General features: G+C 66.5%; 17 protein-coding genes and 1 pseudogene. 8 read left to right on the plus strand and 10 right to left on the minus strand.

The genetic code is table 11. The features are described 5' to 3' along the window. Window positions 1-199 precede the first annotated feature (199 nt). Complete coding sequence (locus XI08_RS08150) at window positions 200-433, plus strand: DUF6894 family protein (protein ID WP_271574053.1); 234 nt, start codon at window positions 200-202, stop codon at window positions 431-433. Between the two features lie 9 nt (window positions 434-442). Further along, on the plus strand, window positions 443-619 hold the full coding sequence (locus XI08_RS08155) for a hypothetical protein (protein WP_167771207.1): 177 nt from the start codon (window positions 443-445) through the stop codon (window positions 617-619). Between the two features lie 190 nt (window positions 620-809). Here the strand turns inward: XI08_RS08155 and XI08_RS08160 are convergent. Beyond that, a pseudogene (locus XI08_RS08160) lies at window positions 810-1,583 on the minus strand (enoyl-CoA hydratase-related protein). A 141-nt stretch (window positions 1,584-1,724) separates the two neighbouring features. Between XI08_RS08160 and XI08_RS08165 the strand changes: the two are divergent. Together XI08_RS08165 and XI08_RS08170 are read left to right on the plus strand one after the other, a co-directional pair. After that, entirely contained in the window at window positions 1,725-3,314 is a 1,590-nt protein-coding gene (locus tag XI08_RS08165; RefSeq protein WP_271574054.1) for a gamma-glutamyltransferase family protein, read from the plus strand. A gap of 192 nt (window positions 3,315-3,506) precedes the next feature. After that, on the plus strand, window positions 3,507-3,725 hold the full coding sequence (locus tag XI08_RS08170; RefSeq protein ID WP_271574055.1) for a hypothetical protein: 219 nt from the start codon (window positions 3,507-3,509) through the stop codon (window positions 3,723-3,725). Between the two features lie 51 nt (window positions 3,726-3,776). On the opposite strand, the gene XI08_RS08175 is transcribed toward XI08_RS08170, so the two are convergent. The 4 genes from XI08_RS08175 to XI08_RS08190 are packed head-to-tail and all read right to left on the minus strand — an operon-like array spanning window position 3,777 to window position 7,250. Further along, window positions 3,777-5,063: an NAD(P)/FAD-dependent oxidoreductase gene (locus XI08_RS08175; RefSeq protein ID WP_271574056.1), complete on the minus strand. Its 1,287-nt coding sequence runs from the start codon at window positions 5,061-5,063 to the stop codon at window positions 3,777-3,779. A gap of 12 nt (window positions 5,064-5,075) precedes the next feature. Next, on the minus strand, window positions 5,076-5,807 hold the full coding sequence (locus XI08_RS08180) for an amino acid ABC transporter ATP-binding protein (protein WP_271574057.1): 732 nt from the start codon (window positions 5,805-5,807) through the stop codon (window positions 5,076-5,078). Then, window positions 5,804-6,457, minus strand: a complete 654-nt coding sequence (locus XI08_RS08185) for an amino acid ABC transporter permease (protein ID WP_027549516.1) — start codon at window positions 6,455-6,457, stop codon at window positions 5,804-5,806. Before XI08_RS08185 ends, XI08_RS08180 begins: the two co-directional genes overlap by 4 nt. Before the next feature lie 28 nt (window positions 6,458-6,485). Further along, window positions 6,486-7,250 (minus strand): ABC transporter substrate-binding protein, encoded by a 765-nt coding sequence (locus XI08_RS08190; protein ID WP_271574058.1) that lies wholly within the window; start codon window positions 7,248-7,250, stop codon window positions 6,486-6,488. Window positions 7,251-7,274: 24 nt separating this feature from the next. Here XI08_RS08190 and XI08_RS08195 point away from each other — a divergent pair, with 24 nt between their 5' ends. Next, the gene (locus XI08_RS08195; protein ID WP_271574059.1) at window positions 7,275-7,412 is read left to right on the plus strand and encodes a hypothetical protein; all 138 of its coding nucleotides are present in this window, start codon (window positions 7,275-7,277) and stop codon (window positions 7,410-7,412) included. 19 nt (window positions 7,413-7,431) lie between these two features. After that, entirely contained in the window at window positions 7,432-8,091 is a 660-nt protein-coding gene (locus tag XI08_RS08200; protein WP_271574060.1) for a helix-turn-helix domain-containing protein, read from the plus strand. 306 nt (window positions 8,092-8,397) lie between these two features. Here XI08_RS08200 and XI08_RS08205 read toward each other — a convergent pair whose 3' ends face one another. Together XI08_RS08205 and XI08_RS08210 are read right to left on the minus strand one after the other, a co-directional pair. Continuing rightward, window positions 8,398-9,663, minus strand: a complete 1,266-nt coding sequence (locus XI08_RS08205) for a D-amino acid dehydrogenase (RefSeq protein ID WP_271574061.1) — start codon at window positions 9,661-9,663, stop codon at window positions 8,398-8,400. A gap of 70 nt (window positions 9,664-9,733) precedes the next feature. After that, on the minus strand, window positions 9,734-11,062 hold the full coding sequence (locus XI08_RS08210) for an aspartate aminotransferase family protein (RefSeq protein ID WP_271574062.1): 1,329 nt from the start codon (window positions 11,060-11,062) through the stop codon (window positions 9,734-9,736). Window positions 11,063-11,210: 148 nt separating this feature from the next. Between XI08_RS08210 and XI08_RS08215 the strand changes: the two genes are divergently transcribed. Both XI08_RS08215 and XI08_RS08220 read left to right on the plus strand, forming a co-directional pair. Continuing rightward, window positions 11,211-11,759, plus strand: a complete 549-nt coding sequence (locus tag XI08_RS08215) for a cupin domain-containing protein (protein ID WP_011085008.1) — start codon at window positions 11,211-11,213, stop codon at window positions 11,757-11,759. 173 nt (window positions 11,760-11,932) lie between these two features. Next, on the plus strand, window positions 11,933-12,085 hold the full coding sequence (locus XI08_RS08220; protein ID WP_271574063.1) for a hypothetical protein: 153 nt from the start codon (window positions 11,933-11,935) through the stop codon (window positions 12,083-12,085). 68 nt (window positions 12,086-12,153) lie between these two features. Here XI08_RS08220 and XI08_RS08225 read toward each other — a convergent pair whose 3' ends face one another. Genes XI08_RS08225 through XI08_RS08235 form a run of 3 tightly spaced genes read right to left on the minus strand, consistent with a single transcriptional unit; the run spans window position 12,154 to window position 15,957 of the window. Next, window positions 12,154-14,415, minus strand: coding sequence for a xanthine dehydrogenase family protein molybdopterin-binding subunit (locus XI08_RS08225; RefSeq protein ID WP_271574064.1), 2,262 nt, complete (start codon window positions 14,413-14,415; stop codon window positions 12,154-12,156). Next, complete coding sequence (locus tag XI08_RS08230) at window positions 14,408-15,463, minus strand: FAD binding domain-containing protein (RefSeq protein ID WP_271574065.1); 1,056 nt, start codon at window positions 15,461-15,463, stop codon at window positions 14,408-14,410. Before XI08_RS08230 ends, XI08_RS08225 begins: the two co-directional genes overlap by 8 nt. Next, complete coding sequence (locus tag XI08_RS08235) at window positions 15,460-15,957, minus strand: (2Fe-2S)-binding protein (RefSeq protein WP_271574066.1); 498 nt, start codon at window positions 15,955-15,957, stop codon at window positions 15,460-15,462. The genes XI08_RS08230 and XI08_RS08235 overlap by 4 nt, the downstream gene beginning before the upstream one ends. Window positions 15,958-16,036 lie beyond the last annotated feature (79 nt).

The following is a 16,036-nucleotide window of genomic DNA, read 5'->3' on the forward strand; positions in this document are numbered from 1 at the left end:
CCCGGACGTATCGTCCAGGGTTGTTCCATGCCGCCTCAGCGCCGTCCAGTTGCCCATCACCCGCCTGTGATTAAACCTATAACGACCTTGGAGCCGACCAATCTCCGTAGATTCCCTTACCGGGCTCGTCCCGAATGTTTCGCGAATGCCTGGGGTGGTATCGGTTTGCCGTCCCAATCGCTTTCTACAGGAGGCGTGTATGGTCCAGATGTATTTCCACTGCTCCAATACCGAAGGCACGCTGATCGATCGGTACGGCACGGCGGTAGCCAATCTGACCGAGGCACGCGACCGCGCCGCCCAGATCATGCGCACGATGATCCTGACGCCCGGTGCGGAAGACTGGCGCGACTGGGTGATCCATGTCAGCGACGACGACGGCGAGGAGATCTTCGACCTCCCCTTCACCGCCATGCTCGGCAAGCCGCATTGAGGTGATGCCATGCTGCTTGCTTCACTGACCCTGCTCCGCCAGCCCCTGAACTTCGTTGCCACCAAGTGGCAGACGCTGGTGAAAGTCGCCGGCGACCCCTACCGCCCCGAATTGCACTACATGCGCGGGCCCGGCCCGAAATGGCGCGCCAAGTATCAGGCCAGCCGGCTGAACCGCACGCTCTGAGCGCTGCGGTTCGGCCGTTTTCCCGACAGATCGGTCTCTCCATTCGTCATGCCCGGGCCTGTCCCGGGCATCCACGTCTTGGCCCTCACGTCAGAAGAACGTGGATAGCCGGGACGTAGGCGAGCGGAGGCGACGCCGTCCTTCGGACGGCTATGCCCGGCCATGACGGCGAGGAAGCAGAGATCCCCCTTCACCGCCCGGTGAACTTCGCCTTACGCTTCTCGACAAAGGCATTGCGGCCCTCGATCGCGTCGGCGCTCGTGCGGATCGTGGCCTGAAGCTCGATCTCGCGGCGGAACTGGGCCTCGTAGGTCGCGTGCTCGCTCTCCTCGACCAGCGCGCGCGTCGCGACCAGAGCGCGCGTCGGACCGTCGGCCAGGCGGCGCGCCAGCGTCAATGCCTCCCCCATCAGCTTGTCATCGTCGACGACCTGTCGCACCAGGCCGATCTCCTGGGCGCGTTCAGCCGTCAGCGGCTCGTTCAGGAGCATCAGCTCGAGCGCGCGCTGGCGGCCGATCAGCCGCGGCAACAGCCAGGTCGAGCCGAGATCTGGCACCAGCGCAATGCGGCTGAACACCTGGATGAAGCTCGCCGACCGCGCCGCGACGATCATGTCGCCGGCCATCGCGAGGCTGAAGCCGCCGCCGGCCGCCACCCCGTTGACGGCGACGACGACGGGCACGCGGCATTCACGCAATGCCCTGAAGGCGGGCCAGTAGAAGCGCATCACGCCGGCCGCGATGTCCTCGCCGAGCGCCTCGGAGGCTTTCAAATTCTATCCCGAGCAGAAGCCGCGCCCGGCGCCGGTGAGGATCAGCGCACGAACACCCTCGTCCTGCGTCATCTCGCCGACGGCGACCGCCAGCGCGCCTAGCAGGTCCGGCGTCATCGCGTTCAGGCTCGCCGGCTCGTCCAGCGTCAGGATCCCGACCGCGCCATCCCGCGCCTGTTTCACATCAGCCATGCCGCTTCTCCCTTTGGATGTTCTCGTTGGCCGCAATGTGCCATTGTCCGCGCGCTTCGCCAATTGCGGAGCTTTCAAGTCGGCGCAACGAAGCCAAGTCCACGAAGACAAGACCACCGAAGACAGACACAAGACCGCATCATGCCTCACCAGTTCAGCCTCGCCCAAACCGTCCGCAAGCCAGCCGTCAAGTCCAAGGGCGGCATCGTCGCCGCGCAGTCGCGCCGGGCCGCCGAAGTGGGGGCGCAGGTGCTGGCGGCGGGCGGCGATTGCGTCGACGCGGTCGTCGCGACCACCATGGCGCTGAACGTGCTGGAGCCCTGGAACAGCGGCATCGGCGGCGGCGGCGCGATGGTGCTCTACCGCGCCAGGGAAAATCGCTACGAGGTGATCGACTACGGCATGTGCGCGCCGCAGAGCCTGCGCGTCGCCGACTATCCGCTCAGCGGCGAAGGCGCAGCCTCCGATCTCTTTCCCTGGCCGCGGGTGAAGGACGACCGCAACGTCCATGGCCCCGGCGCGATTGCCGTGCCCGGCGTCGTTGCCGGCATGGAGGAAGCGCATCGCCGCCACGCCAAACTGCCGTGGAAAGACCTGGTCGCGCCGGCCGCCGCACTCGCCGGCGAAGGCCTGCTGGCCGATTGGTGGACCACACTGACGATCGCAAGCTCGGCGGCCGATCTCCGGCGTTATCCCGCAAGCGCAGCGGCGTTCCTGAAGGACGGCCTGCCGCCGAGCGCGCCCTGGGGCATCAAGTTCGAGACGCGGCTGCCGCAGGACAAGTTGAAGGCGACGCTGGCTCACCTCGCCGAAGCCGGACCGCGCGATTTCTACGAGGGCGATCTCGCCAAGAGCATCGCATCCGACATCAAGGCCGACGGCGGCTCGCTGTCGGTGGAGGATCTCGCCGCGTTCCGCGCCCATCCGCGCGAGCCGCTGGCGATTCCCTATCGCGGCGGCAAGGTGTTTGCGACGCCGGAGCTCACGGCCGGACCGACGATGGCACATGCGCTGCGCCTGTTGCAGCAGAATCTGAAGCCGGGCACCGCGCCGAATGCGGCGACCTACGCCGAATATGCGCTCGCCCTGCAAGCGGCCTATCGCGAGCGGCTCAAGGACATGGGCGATGCCGACGGCAAGCGCTCGCTCGGCGCCGAATATCTGGCACCGGCCTGCACCACGCATTTCTCCGTCGTCGACCGCCACGGCAATATCGCCGCGGTCACGCAGACGCTGCTCTCGTCTTTCGGCTCGAAATACGTGACGCCGCACACCGGCATCGCCATGAACAACGGCATCATGTGGTTCGATCCGACGCCGGGCACCACCAACTCGCTCGCACCTGGCAAGCGCTGCCTCACCAACTACACGCCCGTCATCGCCGAGACCAGGGACGGCAAGCGTCTCGCCATCGGCGCCTCCGGCGGCCGCCGCATCCTGCCCGCGGTGATGCAGCTCGCATCCTTCGCGATGGATTTCGGCATGGACCTCGACGCGGCGATCCATCAGCCGCGCATCGACGCCAGCGAGGGCGCGGTCGTGATCGGCGATATCAGGCTGCCGGCGGACACACGCAAGGCGCTTGCGGCGCGCTTCGACTATGAGGAGACGCAGGTGCAGGCGGTGCCGATGAAGTTCGCCTGCCCGAGCGTGATCATGCGCGACGGCGACACGAATTCGGGCGCGGTCGAGATCTTCCATCCGTGGGCCGATGCGGTGGCGGAGGCTTGAGTCCGTCGGCGGGAGCGCGTGCCAGCGGTGAACCGCGGGCACGTCGCAAGCGGGGTGTGCCAGCACGCGTTGAGCCGATGCGCAATCGCGCATCTCCGCGTGCGTCACGACTCCTCCACATTTGCAGGGAACTTACCTGCGCACCGTCCGTTCATTGAATGGACAAGTGCGCTCGCCCCAGTGGAGGACATGATGAAGAAACTTGCGCTCGCCGCATCGCTGATTATTGCGGCCGGCCTCACATTTACCAGCCCTGCCCTGGCCAAGGGCGGGCATGGCCACGGGCACGGTTATGGCCACGCGATGGGCCATCATCACCATGGCACACCGCCCGGATGGTCGCATGGACGCAAGGTCGGCTGGCGCGGTTACGGATGCCCGCCCGGACTGTGGAAGCAGGGCCGCTGCTGACGCGATCTGCAGTTCCTGCAAGGCGCCGCCCCTGACAAGGCGGCGCCTTCTTCATATGCCGAGACGGTCCCGCACCCGCCCTGTGATGACCGCCGTCGTCACCCCCACCGGCCAGAATGCATGCATCGGGATCGGCTTGATGCCGGTGACGGGCATGTCGATCTCGGCCTTGGCGCCGCCGATCAGGCGGCGGGCAAGCTGCGCGCCCATCGCGGTCGAGAGCGCGACGCCGCGGCCGTTGCAGCCGAGCGAGATCAGGATACTTTCGGCGGGCTCATGCACATGCGGATAGTGGTCCGTGGTGATCGCGAGCCGGCTATTCCAGCCATGGGTCCAGGCGACGCCTTTGAGTTGCGGCCAGAGCCGTTCGGCGTACCGGATGAGATAGGCGACATCCGACGGCGAGTTGATCCAGCGCATCGGGCCGCGGCCGCCCATCAAGAGGCGGTTCTGCTGGTCGATGCGGTAATAGACCGTGATGTGGCCGCTCTCGTAGAGCACGGGGCGCGTCGGCATGATCGAACGGGCAACCTCGTCGGACAGCGGCGCCGAGGCGACGATCGAGGAAAACACCGGCACGATGGTGCGGCGAAGCGCCGGCCAGAGATCATCGGTGAAGCCGTTGGTGGCGAGCAGGACCTTGTCGGCATGCACCACCGCGCGCGGCGTCTCGATGCGCCAATGCGCGCCGTCGCGGCGCAGCGACAGCGCCGGCGTCTCGCCATGCACCTTCGCGCCCGCCGAAATCGCGGCGCGCGCGAGACCGCGAGCGTAGCTGAGGGGATGCAGGTCGCCCCCGCGCGTGTCCAGCATGGCGCCGATATAGCGGTCTGTGCCGGTCATCTCGCGCAGCTGCTCGCGGTTCAGATATGTCACCGGCATGCCGCGGCGGATGCATTGCTGCGCGGTCTTCTCGATCGCAGCGGCACTGGCCTCGTTATAGGCCGCACGTAGCGTTCCGTTCTGCCGCGCCTCGCACGGGATCTGGTAGCGACGGATCAGTTCGTGGGTAAAATTGGTGGTGCCGTACGAGAACTCGATCATGCGGCGGCCGAGTTCAGTGCCGAAATCGGCCTCGATCTGATCGGGGTCGTGCTTCAAGCCGGGATTGGTGTGGCCGCCGTTGTTGCCGGACGCGCCCCAGCCCGGCTCCTGCGCCTCCAGCACCAAGGCCTCGGCGCCCTGCTCTGCCAGATGCAGCGCGGTGGACAGGCCGGTGTAGCCGCCGCCGATAATCGCGACGGAGACGGTCTTGTCGACGTCAAGCTGCGGCGTCGCGACCGGCGCCACGGCGGTGTCGGCATAGAGCGAGGGCGGCAGAGGCAGGCGCGCAGTCATGGCGAAGACCGATCAGAGCGGATGCAGCACGCGGCGCAGGAAATCCTGCGTGCGCGGGTGCTGAGGTTGGTTGAGCACCGATTTGGCCGGCCCCTGCTCGACGATGACGCCGCCGTCGATGAACAGCACGCGGTCGGCGACGTCGCGCGCAAAACCCATCTCGTGGGTGACGACGACCATGGTCATGCCGTCGTCGGCGAGCTTGCGCATCACGCCGAGGACATCGCCGACGAGCTCGGGATCGAGAGCCGAGGTCGGCTCGTCGAACAGGATGGCCTTGGGCTGCATCGCGAGCGCGCGAGCGATTGCGACGCGCTGCTGCTGGCCGCCGGACAGCTGCGGCGGGTGCGCGTCGGCTTTCTCAGCGAGGCCGACCTGGGCAAGCAGCACGCGGCCGCGCTCGAGCACCTGCGCACGCGGCTCCTTCTTCACATAGAGCGGCCCCTCGACCACGTTCTCCAGCACCGTGCGATGCGGAAACAGGTTGAAGCGCTGGAACACCATCGAGACCTGGGTGCGCACTTTCACGATCGACGGCGCATCGTGGTCGACCTTCAATCCTTCGACGCTGATCTCGCCGCGGTCGTAGCTTTCCAGCCCGTTGATGCAACGCAAAATGGTCGACTTGCCGGAACCGGAGGGGCCGACGATGCAGACCACCTCGCCCTTCTGCACGGAGGCCGTGATGCCCTTGAGCACCTCGTTCTGGCCAAAGCTCTTGTGAACGTCAGTGAGCTCGATCATTTCTTGCCCGCCCGCTTCTCGAAGTGACGGACCAGCAGGATCAGCGGAATGCTCATGGTGAGGTACATCAGCGCGACCAGCGTGAACACATTGGTGTTCTTGAAGGTCGAGGACGCAATCAGCTTGCCCTGGAGCGCGAGCTCAGCGACCGTGATCGTGGAGGCTTGCGAGGAATCCTTCAGCATCATGATCATGACGTTGCCGTAAGGAGGCAGTACGATGCGCACCGCCTGCGGCAGCACCACGCGGCGCATCGTCAGCCACCAGCCCATGCCGATCGACTGCGCCGCCTCGATCTGGCCCTTGTCGATCGCCTCGATGCCGGCGCGGAAATTCTCGGCCTGGTAGGCCGAATAGGCGATGCCGAGCCCGAGGATCGCGGCCTGCAAGGCCGACAGCGTGACACCGAGATCCGGCATCACGAAATAGAGGTAGAACAAGAGCACGATGATCGGGATACCCCGGATCACGTTGATCAGGCTGGCGCTGAGCATCGACAGCACCTTGATGCCGGAGACCCGCATCATCGCCCAGATCAGACCCAGCACCGTCGAGAGCAGCAGCGAGCCGATGGTGACGATGATCGTCAGCGCGACGCCGCTCATCAGGATCGGGAAGAACTCGGCAGCGTCGTGCCAAAAGCCTTTCATCGGGCAGCCTTCGATCAGCGTCTAACGATCAGCCCTGAGCCTTCTGACCCCACTTCTCGAGGATCTTGTCGATGGTGCCGTTGGCCCTCAGCTTCGCCAGCGAGGCGTTGATCTTGCCGAGCAGCGCGGTCTCGCCCTTGCGCACGCCGATGCCGACCGAGCCGACGGTGACGGGCTTGTAGCCGTCGACGAGACGCACCTCGGGGAAGCCGCCCTGCTTCAGATTGTAGGCGAGGATCGGATAGTCGGCGTAGCCGGCCTTGAGGCGACCGGTGTTCACGTCGCGCAGGATGTCCGGGATGGTGTCGTAGGCCTTGACGTCGGCGAACAGCCCGGACTTCTTCAGCGCATCGACGAAGGCGGTGCCGACCTGGGCGCCGACCGTCTCGCCCTTCAGATCATCCTGCGTGGCATAGGCCTTGGTGTCGCTCTTCGGGACCACCAGGCCTTCGCCGTAGGTGTAGATCGGATCGGAGAAGTCGATGACCTCCTTGCGCGGTGCCGTGATGAACATCGCAGCCGCAATGATGTCGATCTTGCTCGAGGTCAGCGACGGGATCAGCGCTGAGAACGCCATCGGCTCGATCTGCACGCTGAGGCCGGCGTCCTTGCCGATCTCGGTGACGATGTCGACCATGATGCCCTGGATGGTGTTGGTCTTGGTGTCGAGGAAGGTGAAGGGAATGCCTGTCGGCGTCGAGCCGACCTTCAGCACCTGCTGCGCCGAAGCCGGCATCACCGCTGCCATCGCGAGCGCCGCGACCGCGGCCAGACCAAAACGCTTCAACGCCATCGCATCCCCCTTTGGGTCCGGCCGATGGCGGCGCTCGCAGACGTCTTGATCGCAGACGTTGCGGGCCAAGCCGTTTCGGCCTATTTTCACCAATATGAAAATTTGGTCACACTTTCGCAGATGATGCAAGCGGTTTTCATGCACATGAAGGAAGCGGTTTGACGTGAGCGGTGGCAAAAGAATGCGCAAACCGGCCGCCGCAAAGCCGGCCAGGAAGCTGAAGGCCAAGAAGGTGCCGGCCAAGGCCGTCACCCAGCCGGCCGAGCCCGCGATGGATGTCGCGGTCGGCCGCCGCATCCGCGATATCAGGCGCGTCAGGCAATTCTCGCTCGAGACCGTCGCGGCGCGCACCGGCCTGTCGATCGGCTTCCTCAGCCAGATCGAGCGCGGCCTGTCGTCGCCGTCGCTGCGCGTGCTGGCAACACTCTCCGACGTCCTCGGCGTCGGCATCGCCGCGCTGTTCGGCGCAAGCCCGAGCGCCGACGGAGCGTCCGACCAGGTGGTGACGCGCGGACTTCAGCGGCCGGAACTGAAACTCTGGCGCAGCGGAATTTCGAAGCAATTGCTGAGCGCCGCGGGCAGCGACAACCGGCTCAACCTGTTCCTGGTGCATATCGATCCCGGCGGCTCCGCGGGCGACGAACTCTACACCCATGATGGCGAGGAAGCCGGCCTCGTGCTCGAAGGCGAGATGATGTTGACGGTGGACAGCGAGACGTGGTCGCTGAAGACCGGCGACAGCTTTCGGTTCGCGAGCCGCAGGCCGCACCGGTTTTCCAATCCGGCGCAGGATGCGAAGGCGGTGGTGCTGTGGGTGAATTGCGTGACGGGCGCGGGGTAAGCCCTCCTTCCACGGAAACACTCTCCGACCCGTCATCCTGAGGTGCGAGCCATGAGGCGCGACGCGCCACATGGGGAGCCTCGAAGGATGCACGGCCCCGATGCAGCCGGGCCGTCGCCCTTCGGGGCTCGCCGCACGGCGCGTTGCGCCGCGCAGCTCGCGCCTCAGGGTGACGGGAATAGAATGAGTGCGCGCTGCCTCCACACCGTCATTGCGAGCGAAGCGAAGCAATCCAGAGTCTCACCGCGGAGGCATTCTGGATTGCTTCGTCGCAAGGGCTCCTCGCAATGACGAGGGGATAGAGTCTTAGCCAAACCGGTGTGCGTACCGATCCACCGTCAGCGCGCTGACGTCGATGTCCGGCTTCTTGCCCGACAGCATGTCCGCGAGCACCCGCCCCGAGCCGCAGGACATGGTCCAGCCGAGCGTGCCGTGGCCGGTGTTGAGGTGGAGGTTGGCGTATTGGGTCGGGCCGATCACCGGCGGGCCGTCCGGCGTCATCGGGCGCAGGCCGCTCCAGAACGTCGCTTTCGAGAGATCGCCGCCGCGCGGGAATAGTTCGGTCAAGGAGTGATCGAGGGTGGCGCGGCGCGCATCATAGAGCTTGCTCGAATAGCCCGAGATTTCGGCGGTGCCGCCGACACGGATGCGATTGCCGAGGCGCGTGATCGCGACCTTGTAGCTCTCGTCCATCACGGTCGATTCCGGCGCGCCGGAGGCGTCCTTGATCGGCACCGTGATCGAATAGCCCTTCACCGGATAGACCGGCAGCGAGATGCCGAGCGGCGCAGCGAGCCGCGACGACCAGCTTCCGAGCGCGAGGACGTAGGCGTCGGCCTGCAACAGGCCGGCGCTGGTCGCGACGCCGCTGACGCGCGCACCGTCCGTGACGATGCGGTCGATGCCGGTGTTGAACATGAAGCGCACGCCGAGCGCCTGGGCGTGCTTGGCCAGCGCCTGCGTGAACATGTGGCAGTCGCCGGTCTCGTCCTGCGGCAGGCGAAGTCCGCCGGCGAACTTCTCCTTCACGCCGGCGAGCGCCGGCTCGACCGCGATGCAGCCCTCGCGGCCCAGCACCTCAAAGGGCACGCCATATTGCTTGAGCACGGCGATGTCTTCGCCGGTGCCGTCGAGCTGCGCCTGGTAGCGGAACAGCTGGAGCGTGCCCTGCGAGCGCTCGTCATATTGAATTCCGATGTCGCGGCGCAGGTCGCGCAGGCAATCGCGGCTGTATTCCGCGATCGGGATCATCCGGCTCTTGTTGACCGCGTAGCGCGCGCTGGTGCAGTTGCGCAGCATCTTGAGCAGCCAGACCCACATCACGGGATCGAGCTTCGGCCGGATCACCAGCGGACCGTGCTTCATCAAGAGCCACTTGACCGCCTTCACCGGCACCCCGGGCCCGGCCCAGGGCGAGGAATAGCCGGGCGACACCTCGCCGGCATTGGCGAAGGATGTCTCCAGTGCCGGCTCGGGCTGCCGGTCGACGACCGTCACTTCGTGGCCGGCACGGGCGAGGTAGTAGGCAGAGGTGACACCGATGACACCGCTGCCGAGGATCAGAACTTTCACGCTTGGTCAAACTCCCGCGGCATCACGCTCGCCGCTGCAAGGAAACAACTCGCAACGGCGAGAGCAATTATCAGGCCACCCGCTTGATGGCGTCGCCCAGAATCGACACGATGTCGTCGATGTGGCTCTTCTCGACGATGAGCGGCGGCGACAGCGCGAAGGAGTCGCCGCTCATACGGAAGTACAGGCCGCGATTGAAGCAGTCGACCATCACGTCGTAGCCGCGCGCGCCGACCGTGCCGTCACGCGACGACAGCTCGACCGCGCCCATCAGGCCGCAATTGCGGATGTCGACGACGTTGGGCAGGCCCTTCAGCGAATGCAGCGCATCGCGCCAGTATTCGGCGATCGAAGCACCGCGCGTGAGCAGGCCCTCGTCCTTGTAGATGTCGAGCGTCGCGATACCCGCGGCGCAGGCGGTCGGATGCGCGGAGTAGGTGTAGCCGTGGAACAGCTCCATCTGGTTCTCGGGGCCGACCATCATGCCGTCGTGAATCTTGCGGCTGGCGAACACCGCGCCGCAGGGAATGGTGCCGTTGGTGATGCCCTTGGCCGTGGTCATCAGGTCCGGCGTGACGCCGAAGAAGTTGGCGGCGAACGGCGTGCCGAGGCGGCCGAAACCGGTGATGACCTCGTCGAAGATCAGGAGAATGCCGTGCTTGTCGCAGATCTCGCGCAGGCGCTGGAGATAGCCCTTCGGCGGCGGCAGCACTGCGGTCGAACCCGGCACCGGCTCGACGATGACGGCGGCGATCGTCTCGGCGCCGTGCAAGGCCACCAGGCGCTCGAGATCGTCGGCGAGCTCGGCACCATGCTCGGGCTGGTCCTTGGCGAAGGCGTTGCGGCTGAGATCATGGGTGTGGCGGATGTGGTCGACGCCCGGCAGCAGGGTCGCGAAAGCGCGGCGGTTGGCGACCATGCCGCCGACCGACGTGCCGCCGAAGCCGACGCCGTGATAGCCGCGCTCGCGGCCGATCAGGCGGGTGCGGCTCGCCTGGCCGTTGGCGCGATGATAGGCGAGCGCGATCTTGAGCGCGGTGTCCACCGACTCGGAGCCGGAGTTGGTGAAGAAGATCCGGTCGAGGCCCTTCGGCGCGATCTCGGCGAGCCGCTCGGCAAAGTCGAACGCCAGCGGATGGCCCATCTGGAACGTGGGCGCGAAGTCCAGCGTCATCAGCTGCCGCTCGACCGCGGCGGCGATCTGCTTGCGGCCGTGGCCGGCATTGACGCACCAGAGGCCGGCGGAACCGTCGATCACCTTGCGGCCGTCGACGGTGGTGTAGTGCATGCCCTCGGCCGAGGAGAACAGGCGCGGCGCCTTCTTGAACTGCCGGTTGGCCGTGAACGGCATCCAGAACGAGTCGGTCTTGATGGTGTTCGGAATCTGATGAAGGGTCACGGCCGCGCTCCTTTGCTGACCTGCTAGCAGAGGCACGGCTTCCAAGGCGCAACAAGTCCTTTTCTGGTGAGCTGCAAGCCATTGATTTTACTGGGGCCGCTGGTCCATATTTGCGCGATCCGCAACACCTGCAACAGGGACCAGGGGCATGAGCGTCGACATCGGTGGACGGCTGCGATTCATCCGGGCGCGCCAGAAGCTGTCGCAGCGCGAGCTTGCCAAGCGCGCCGGCGTCACCAATTCGACGATTTCGCTGATCGAATCCAACCAGATGAACCCGTCCGTCGGCGCGCTCAAGCGCATCCTCGACGGCATCCCGATGGGGCTCGCCGAGTTCTTCGCACTGGAGCCGGAGAGCCGGCGCAAGATCTTCTATCGCGCCGAAGAGCTGACCGAGGTCGGCAAGAAGCCGATCTCGTATCGGCAAGTCGGCGACAATCTGTTCGGCCGCAGCCTCCAGATTTTGAAGGAGCGCTACGAGCCCGGCAGCGACACCGGGCGCGTGCATCTCGTCCATGACGGCGAGGAAGGCGGCATCGTGATCTCGGGCAAGCTCGAAGTCACCGTCGAGGACGAGCGCCGCATCCTCAATCCCGGCGATGCCTATTATTTCGAGAGCCGCCGCCCGCATCGCTTCCGCTGTGTCGGCGGCAAGCCGTGCGAAGTGATCTCGGCCTGCACGCCGCCGACATTTTGACGCACATCAAGATCCACCGGAATGTTACGGACGGCCCGGTATCTTACGGAGTTTGAGCCATCTCAATTTCAGCGAGCCGAACCGCCGTAGCCGAGCAGCCTGGCGCAAAGGTGCTGAGGTTATGGCCCCGGACTCCTAGGCGCTCCGGGGCCGCTTCGTAACAGGGCCCGCCGATGAAGATCACGCTCGCCAATGCAGAAGTCGCGCTCGACGAAGTTCGGCGCGATGCCGACAAGCTCCACTCGCGCGAGCTGCGCGAGGCCATCGCACAATACATCGAGACGCAGCGAGAGGCGATCAAGGCCCTCCGGCGGAAGATGAACTGACGCTGCGACGCGGGTCGCTGGCCGCGCGGCCTTCTCCGCGCGACTCTCATTTGATATCGCCGCAGCGTTCAAGACTGCGTCAGCAATTGCTCGATCCGGATCGGAAAACGCCGCACCCGCACGCCGGTCGCGTGCCAGACCGCGTTGGCGACTGCGCCGGCGCTGCCGGTGATGCCGATCTCGCCGACGCCCTTGATGCCGAGCGCATTCACATGCGGGTCGTGCTCCTCGACCGTGATCACGTCGAGCGGCGGCACGTCGGCATTCACGGGGATGTGGTACTCGCCGAGATTGGCGTTCAGGATCCGGCCGCTGCGACGGTCGGTGATGGCCTCCTCGTGCAGCGCAAAGGACATGCCCCAGATCATGCCGCCGAACAGCTGGCTCTTCACCAGATGCGGATTGACGATGCGCCCCGCGGCGAAGGCGCCGACCATGCGCGTGACGCGAACCTGGCCGAGCTCGGGATCGACCTTCACCTCCGCGAACACCGCGCCATGGGCGTGCATCGCATACTCCTCCATCGCCGCGGGATTCGGCGCGCCGGTGCCGCGCGCCTCGACCTCCGCGACACCGGCACGCGCGAGGATCTCGGCATAGCTCTCGCCGCGACTCTCGTCGTCGCGCCGGAACAGCTTTCCGTCACGCGCGACCACGCCGGCATTGCCCGCTCCGAACAGCGGCGAGCGCTCGTCACTGGTGGCGAGATCGGCGAGCTTTGCAATCACGGCCGCGCCGGCGCTGTGGATCGCAGCGCCCGCGGTCGCCGTGTGCGCCGAGCCGCCGGCAATGCCGGCGTCGGGCAGGTCCGACGTGCCGGCCTTGAATTCGACGCGGTCGATATCGAGACCGAGACCGTCGGCTGCGATCTGGGCGAGTGCCGTCCAGGCGCCCTGCCCCATGTCGTGCGCACCGATCTCCATCGCACCGGTGCCGTCACGGCGGATCGCCGCGCGCGCTTCCGCCTGGAACATCAGCGCCGGGAAGGTCGCGGTGCCCATGCCCCAGCCGACCAGAAGACCGGCATCGTCGCGCATCTGCCGCGGCTGGAGCGAGCGCTTGGCCCAGCCGAAGCGCGCGGCGCCCTGCTCGTAGCAGGCACGCAGCGCCTTGGATGAGAACGGCTTTCCCGTGATCGGCTCGACCTCGGCGTAGTTCCTCAGGCGGAACGCGAGCGGATCGATGCCGCAGGCCCAGGCCATCTCGTCGATCGCGCTTTCCAGCGCGATCGAACCGGTCGCCTCGCCGGGCGCGCGCATGAACAGCGGCGTGCCGGTGTTGACGCGCACGGCATCGTGCGAGGTGCGGATCGCGGGGCTCGCATAGAGCGTGTGCGAGGCATCGGCGGCGGGTTCGTAGAAATCGTCGAACGTGCTCGACACGGTCCTCGCATGATGATCGAGCGCGGTCAGGCGCCCCTCGCCGTCGGCCCCGATGCGCAGCCGCTGGCGCGTCGGCGCACGATGACCGACCGGGCCATACATCTGCTCACGGCGCAGCACGAGCTTCACGGGCCGGCCGACGAGCTTGGCGGCCATGATGCCGAGGGTCGGCGGGCCCGACATCAGCCCCTTGGATCCGAAACCGCCGCCAAGGAACGGGCTGCGGATGTGGATCTTGTCAGGCGCAATGCCGAACAGTTCGGCGATGCGCCCGAGCGACAGCATCAGGCCCTGGGTCGGCATGTCGACCGACAGATTGTCCCCGTCCCAGCTGGCCACGATCGCATGCGGCTCCATCGCGTTGTGATATTGCGGCGGCGTCTCGTACGTCGCGTCGATCTGCTTCTCGGCCGAGGCAAGGCCCGCCTCGACGTCGCCGCGGTTATTTTCGGTGGGATTGCCGACGCCGACGACCGGCGGCACGTAACTTTCGCCGGCATCGAGGCCGACGAGCGCGGGCAGCGTCTCGTAACGCGGCGCCAGCAGCACCGCGCCTTCCGTCGCCGCCTCCAGCGTCTCGGCGATCACGACGGCGATCGGCTGGTTGGCGTAGCGAACCTCGTCGCTCTGCAGCACCTCCATCCGGAACACGAACGGGTTGGTCTTGATCTCCGGGTCGACCGCGAGCGGCGGCTTGTGGTCTGATGTCATGACGTCGACGACGCCGGGATGGCGCTTGGCAGCCGTGACATCGAGCGAGGTCACGCGGCCGCGCGAAATGCTCGAGACCGCCATCACCGCAAACAGCATGCCGGGCGGATGATTGTCGGCGGCATAGGTCGCCTGACCCTTGACCTTGAGGATGCCGTCGCGCCGGGTCAGCGGCTGGCCGATGTTCGAGCCGTGGCGCAGATTGGCGGGAGCGCTGGTGAGATTCAGCTCAGGCATGGATGGCTCCGGAGGTCGAGGCAAAGGGAGAGGCCGGCAGCGCCGGCAGGCGCGCCGGCCTACCGGCGGCGGCGAGGGTCAGCGCGCGCACGACGATGCGGCGGGCGAGCTCGATCTTGAAGGCGTTGTCGCCGGACGGTTTTGCGTCGGTGAGCGCGCGCCAGGCGGCTTCCTGGAAGGCGTCGGCCGTGGGCGTGACGCCCTTGAGAACGTCTTCCGCGGCGCGCGCACGCCAGGGCTTTGCGGCAACGCCGCCGAGCGCGATCCGCGCCTGCTTGATCTTACCGTTCTCAATCTGCAACGCAGCGGCGGCCGAGACGACGGCAAAGGCGTAAGAGGTACGCTCGCGAACCTTGAGGTAGCGCGCATGCGCCGCAAAGTCGCGTGCCGCGGGCGGCAGACGCACCGCCGTGATCAGGTCGCCAGCTTCGAGCGCGGACTCGCGCTGAGGCGTATCGCCGGGCAGGCGATGCAGTTCGTCCAGCCCGATCTCGCGACGGCCGTTCCTGCCCTCGATCTCGATGATGGCATCGAGTGCGACCAGGGGAACGCAGAAGTCCGAGGGATGCGTGGCGATGCAGCTCTCGCTCCAGCCGAGTACGGCATGGGCGCGGTTCTCGCCGTCGCGGGCGTCGCAGCCGCTGCCCGCCTCGCGCTTGTTGCAGCGGCTCGCCGTGTCATAGAAATACGCACAGCGCGTCCGTTGCAGCAGATTGCCGCCGACGGTGGCGGCATTGCGCAGTTGCGCCGACGCGCCGGAGAGCAGCGCTTCGGCGACCGCCGGATAGGACCTTGCGAAGCCAGCATCGTGCGCGAGATCGGCGTTGCTGACCAGCGCGCCGATGCGCAACGACCCGTCGGCGAGATGCTCGATTCCGTCGAGCCCCTCGAGATGCGTGACATCGACCAGGCGATCCGGACGGCTGACACCGCCCTTCATCAGATCGAGCAAATTGGTGCCGGCGGCGAGATAGGTCGCGCCCGGCTGGGCGGCGGCGGCAACGGCCTCGGCAACCGTAGCCGGCCTGACATAATCGAACGGTTTCATGCGGAGCGCCTCTGATTGGATTCGTCCATGCGTTCTTGCGCCTCGCGCACCGCATCGACGATGCCGGCATAGGCGCCGCAGCGGCAGAGATTGCCGCTCATGCATTCGCGGATGCGTTCGGGATCGTCGCCGGCCTGGGCCTCGCGCATCATGCCGATCGCGCTCATGATCTGGCCGGGCGTGCAGAAGCCGCACTGGAATCCGTCACGAGCGATGAAGGCGGCCTGCACCGGGTGAAGCTGGTCGCCGCGCGCGACGCCTTCGATGGTGAGGATGTCGGCGCCGTCATGGCTGATGGCGAGCGCGAGGCAGGAATTGATGCGCTTGCCGTCGACGAGAATGGTGCAGGCGCCGCACTGGCCGCGGTCGCATCCCTTCTTGGTTCCGGTCAGATGGAGGCGCTCACGCAGGAGATCGAGCAGCGTGACGCGCGGATCGTCGAGGACGAAGTCGCGCCGCGCACCGTTCACGGTGAGGCTGATGGAGTGGTTCATACAAGGCTCCGATCAGATATGGACATGAGTGATCGCGCAGCGCGCCACCGCCGTGACCGCCGTCGACCTGCGCTGGCCA

It is taken from the genome of Bradyrhizobium sp. CCBAU 11361, from assembly GCF_028128935.1.
Classification (GTDB): Bacteria; Pseudomonadota; Alphaproteobacteria; order Rhizobiales; family Xanthobacteraceae; genus Bradyrhizobium; species Bradyrhizobium niftali.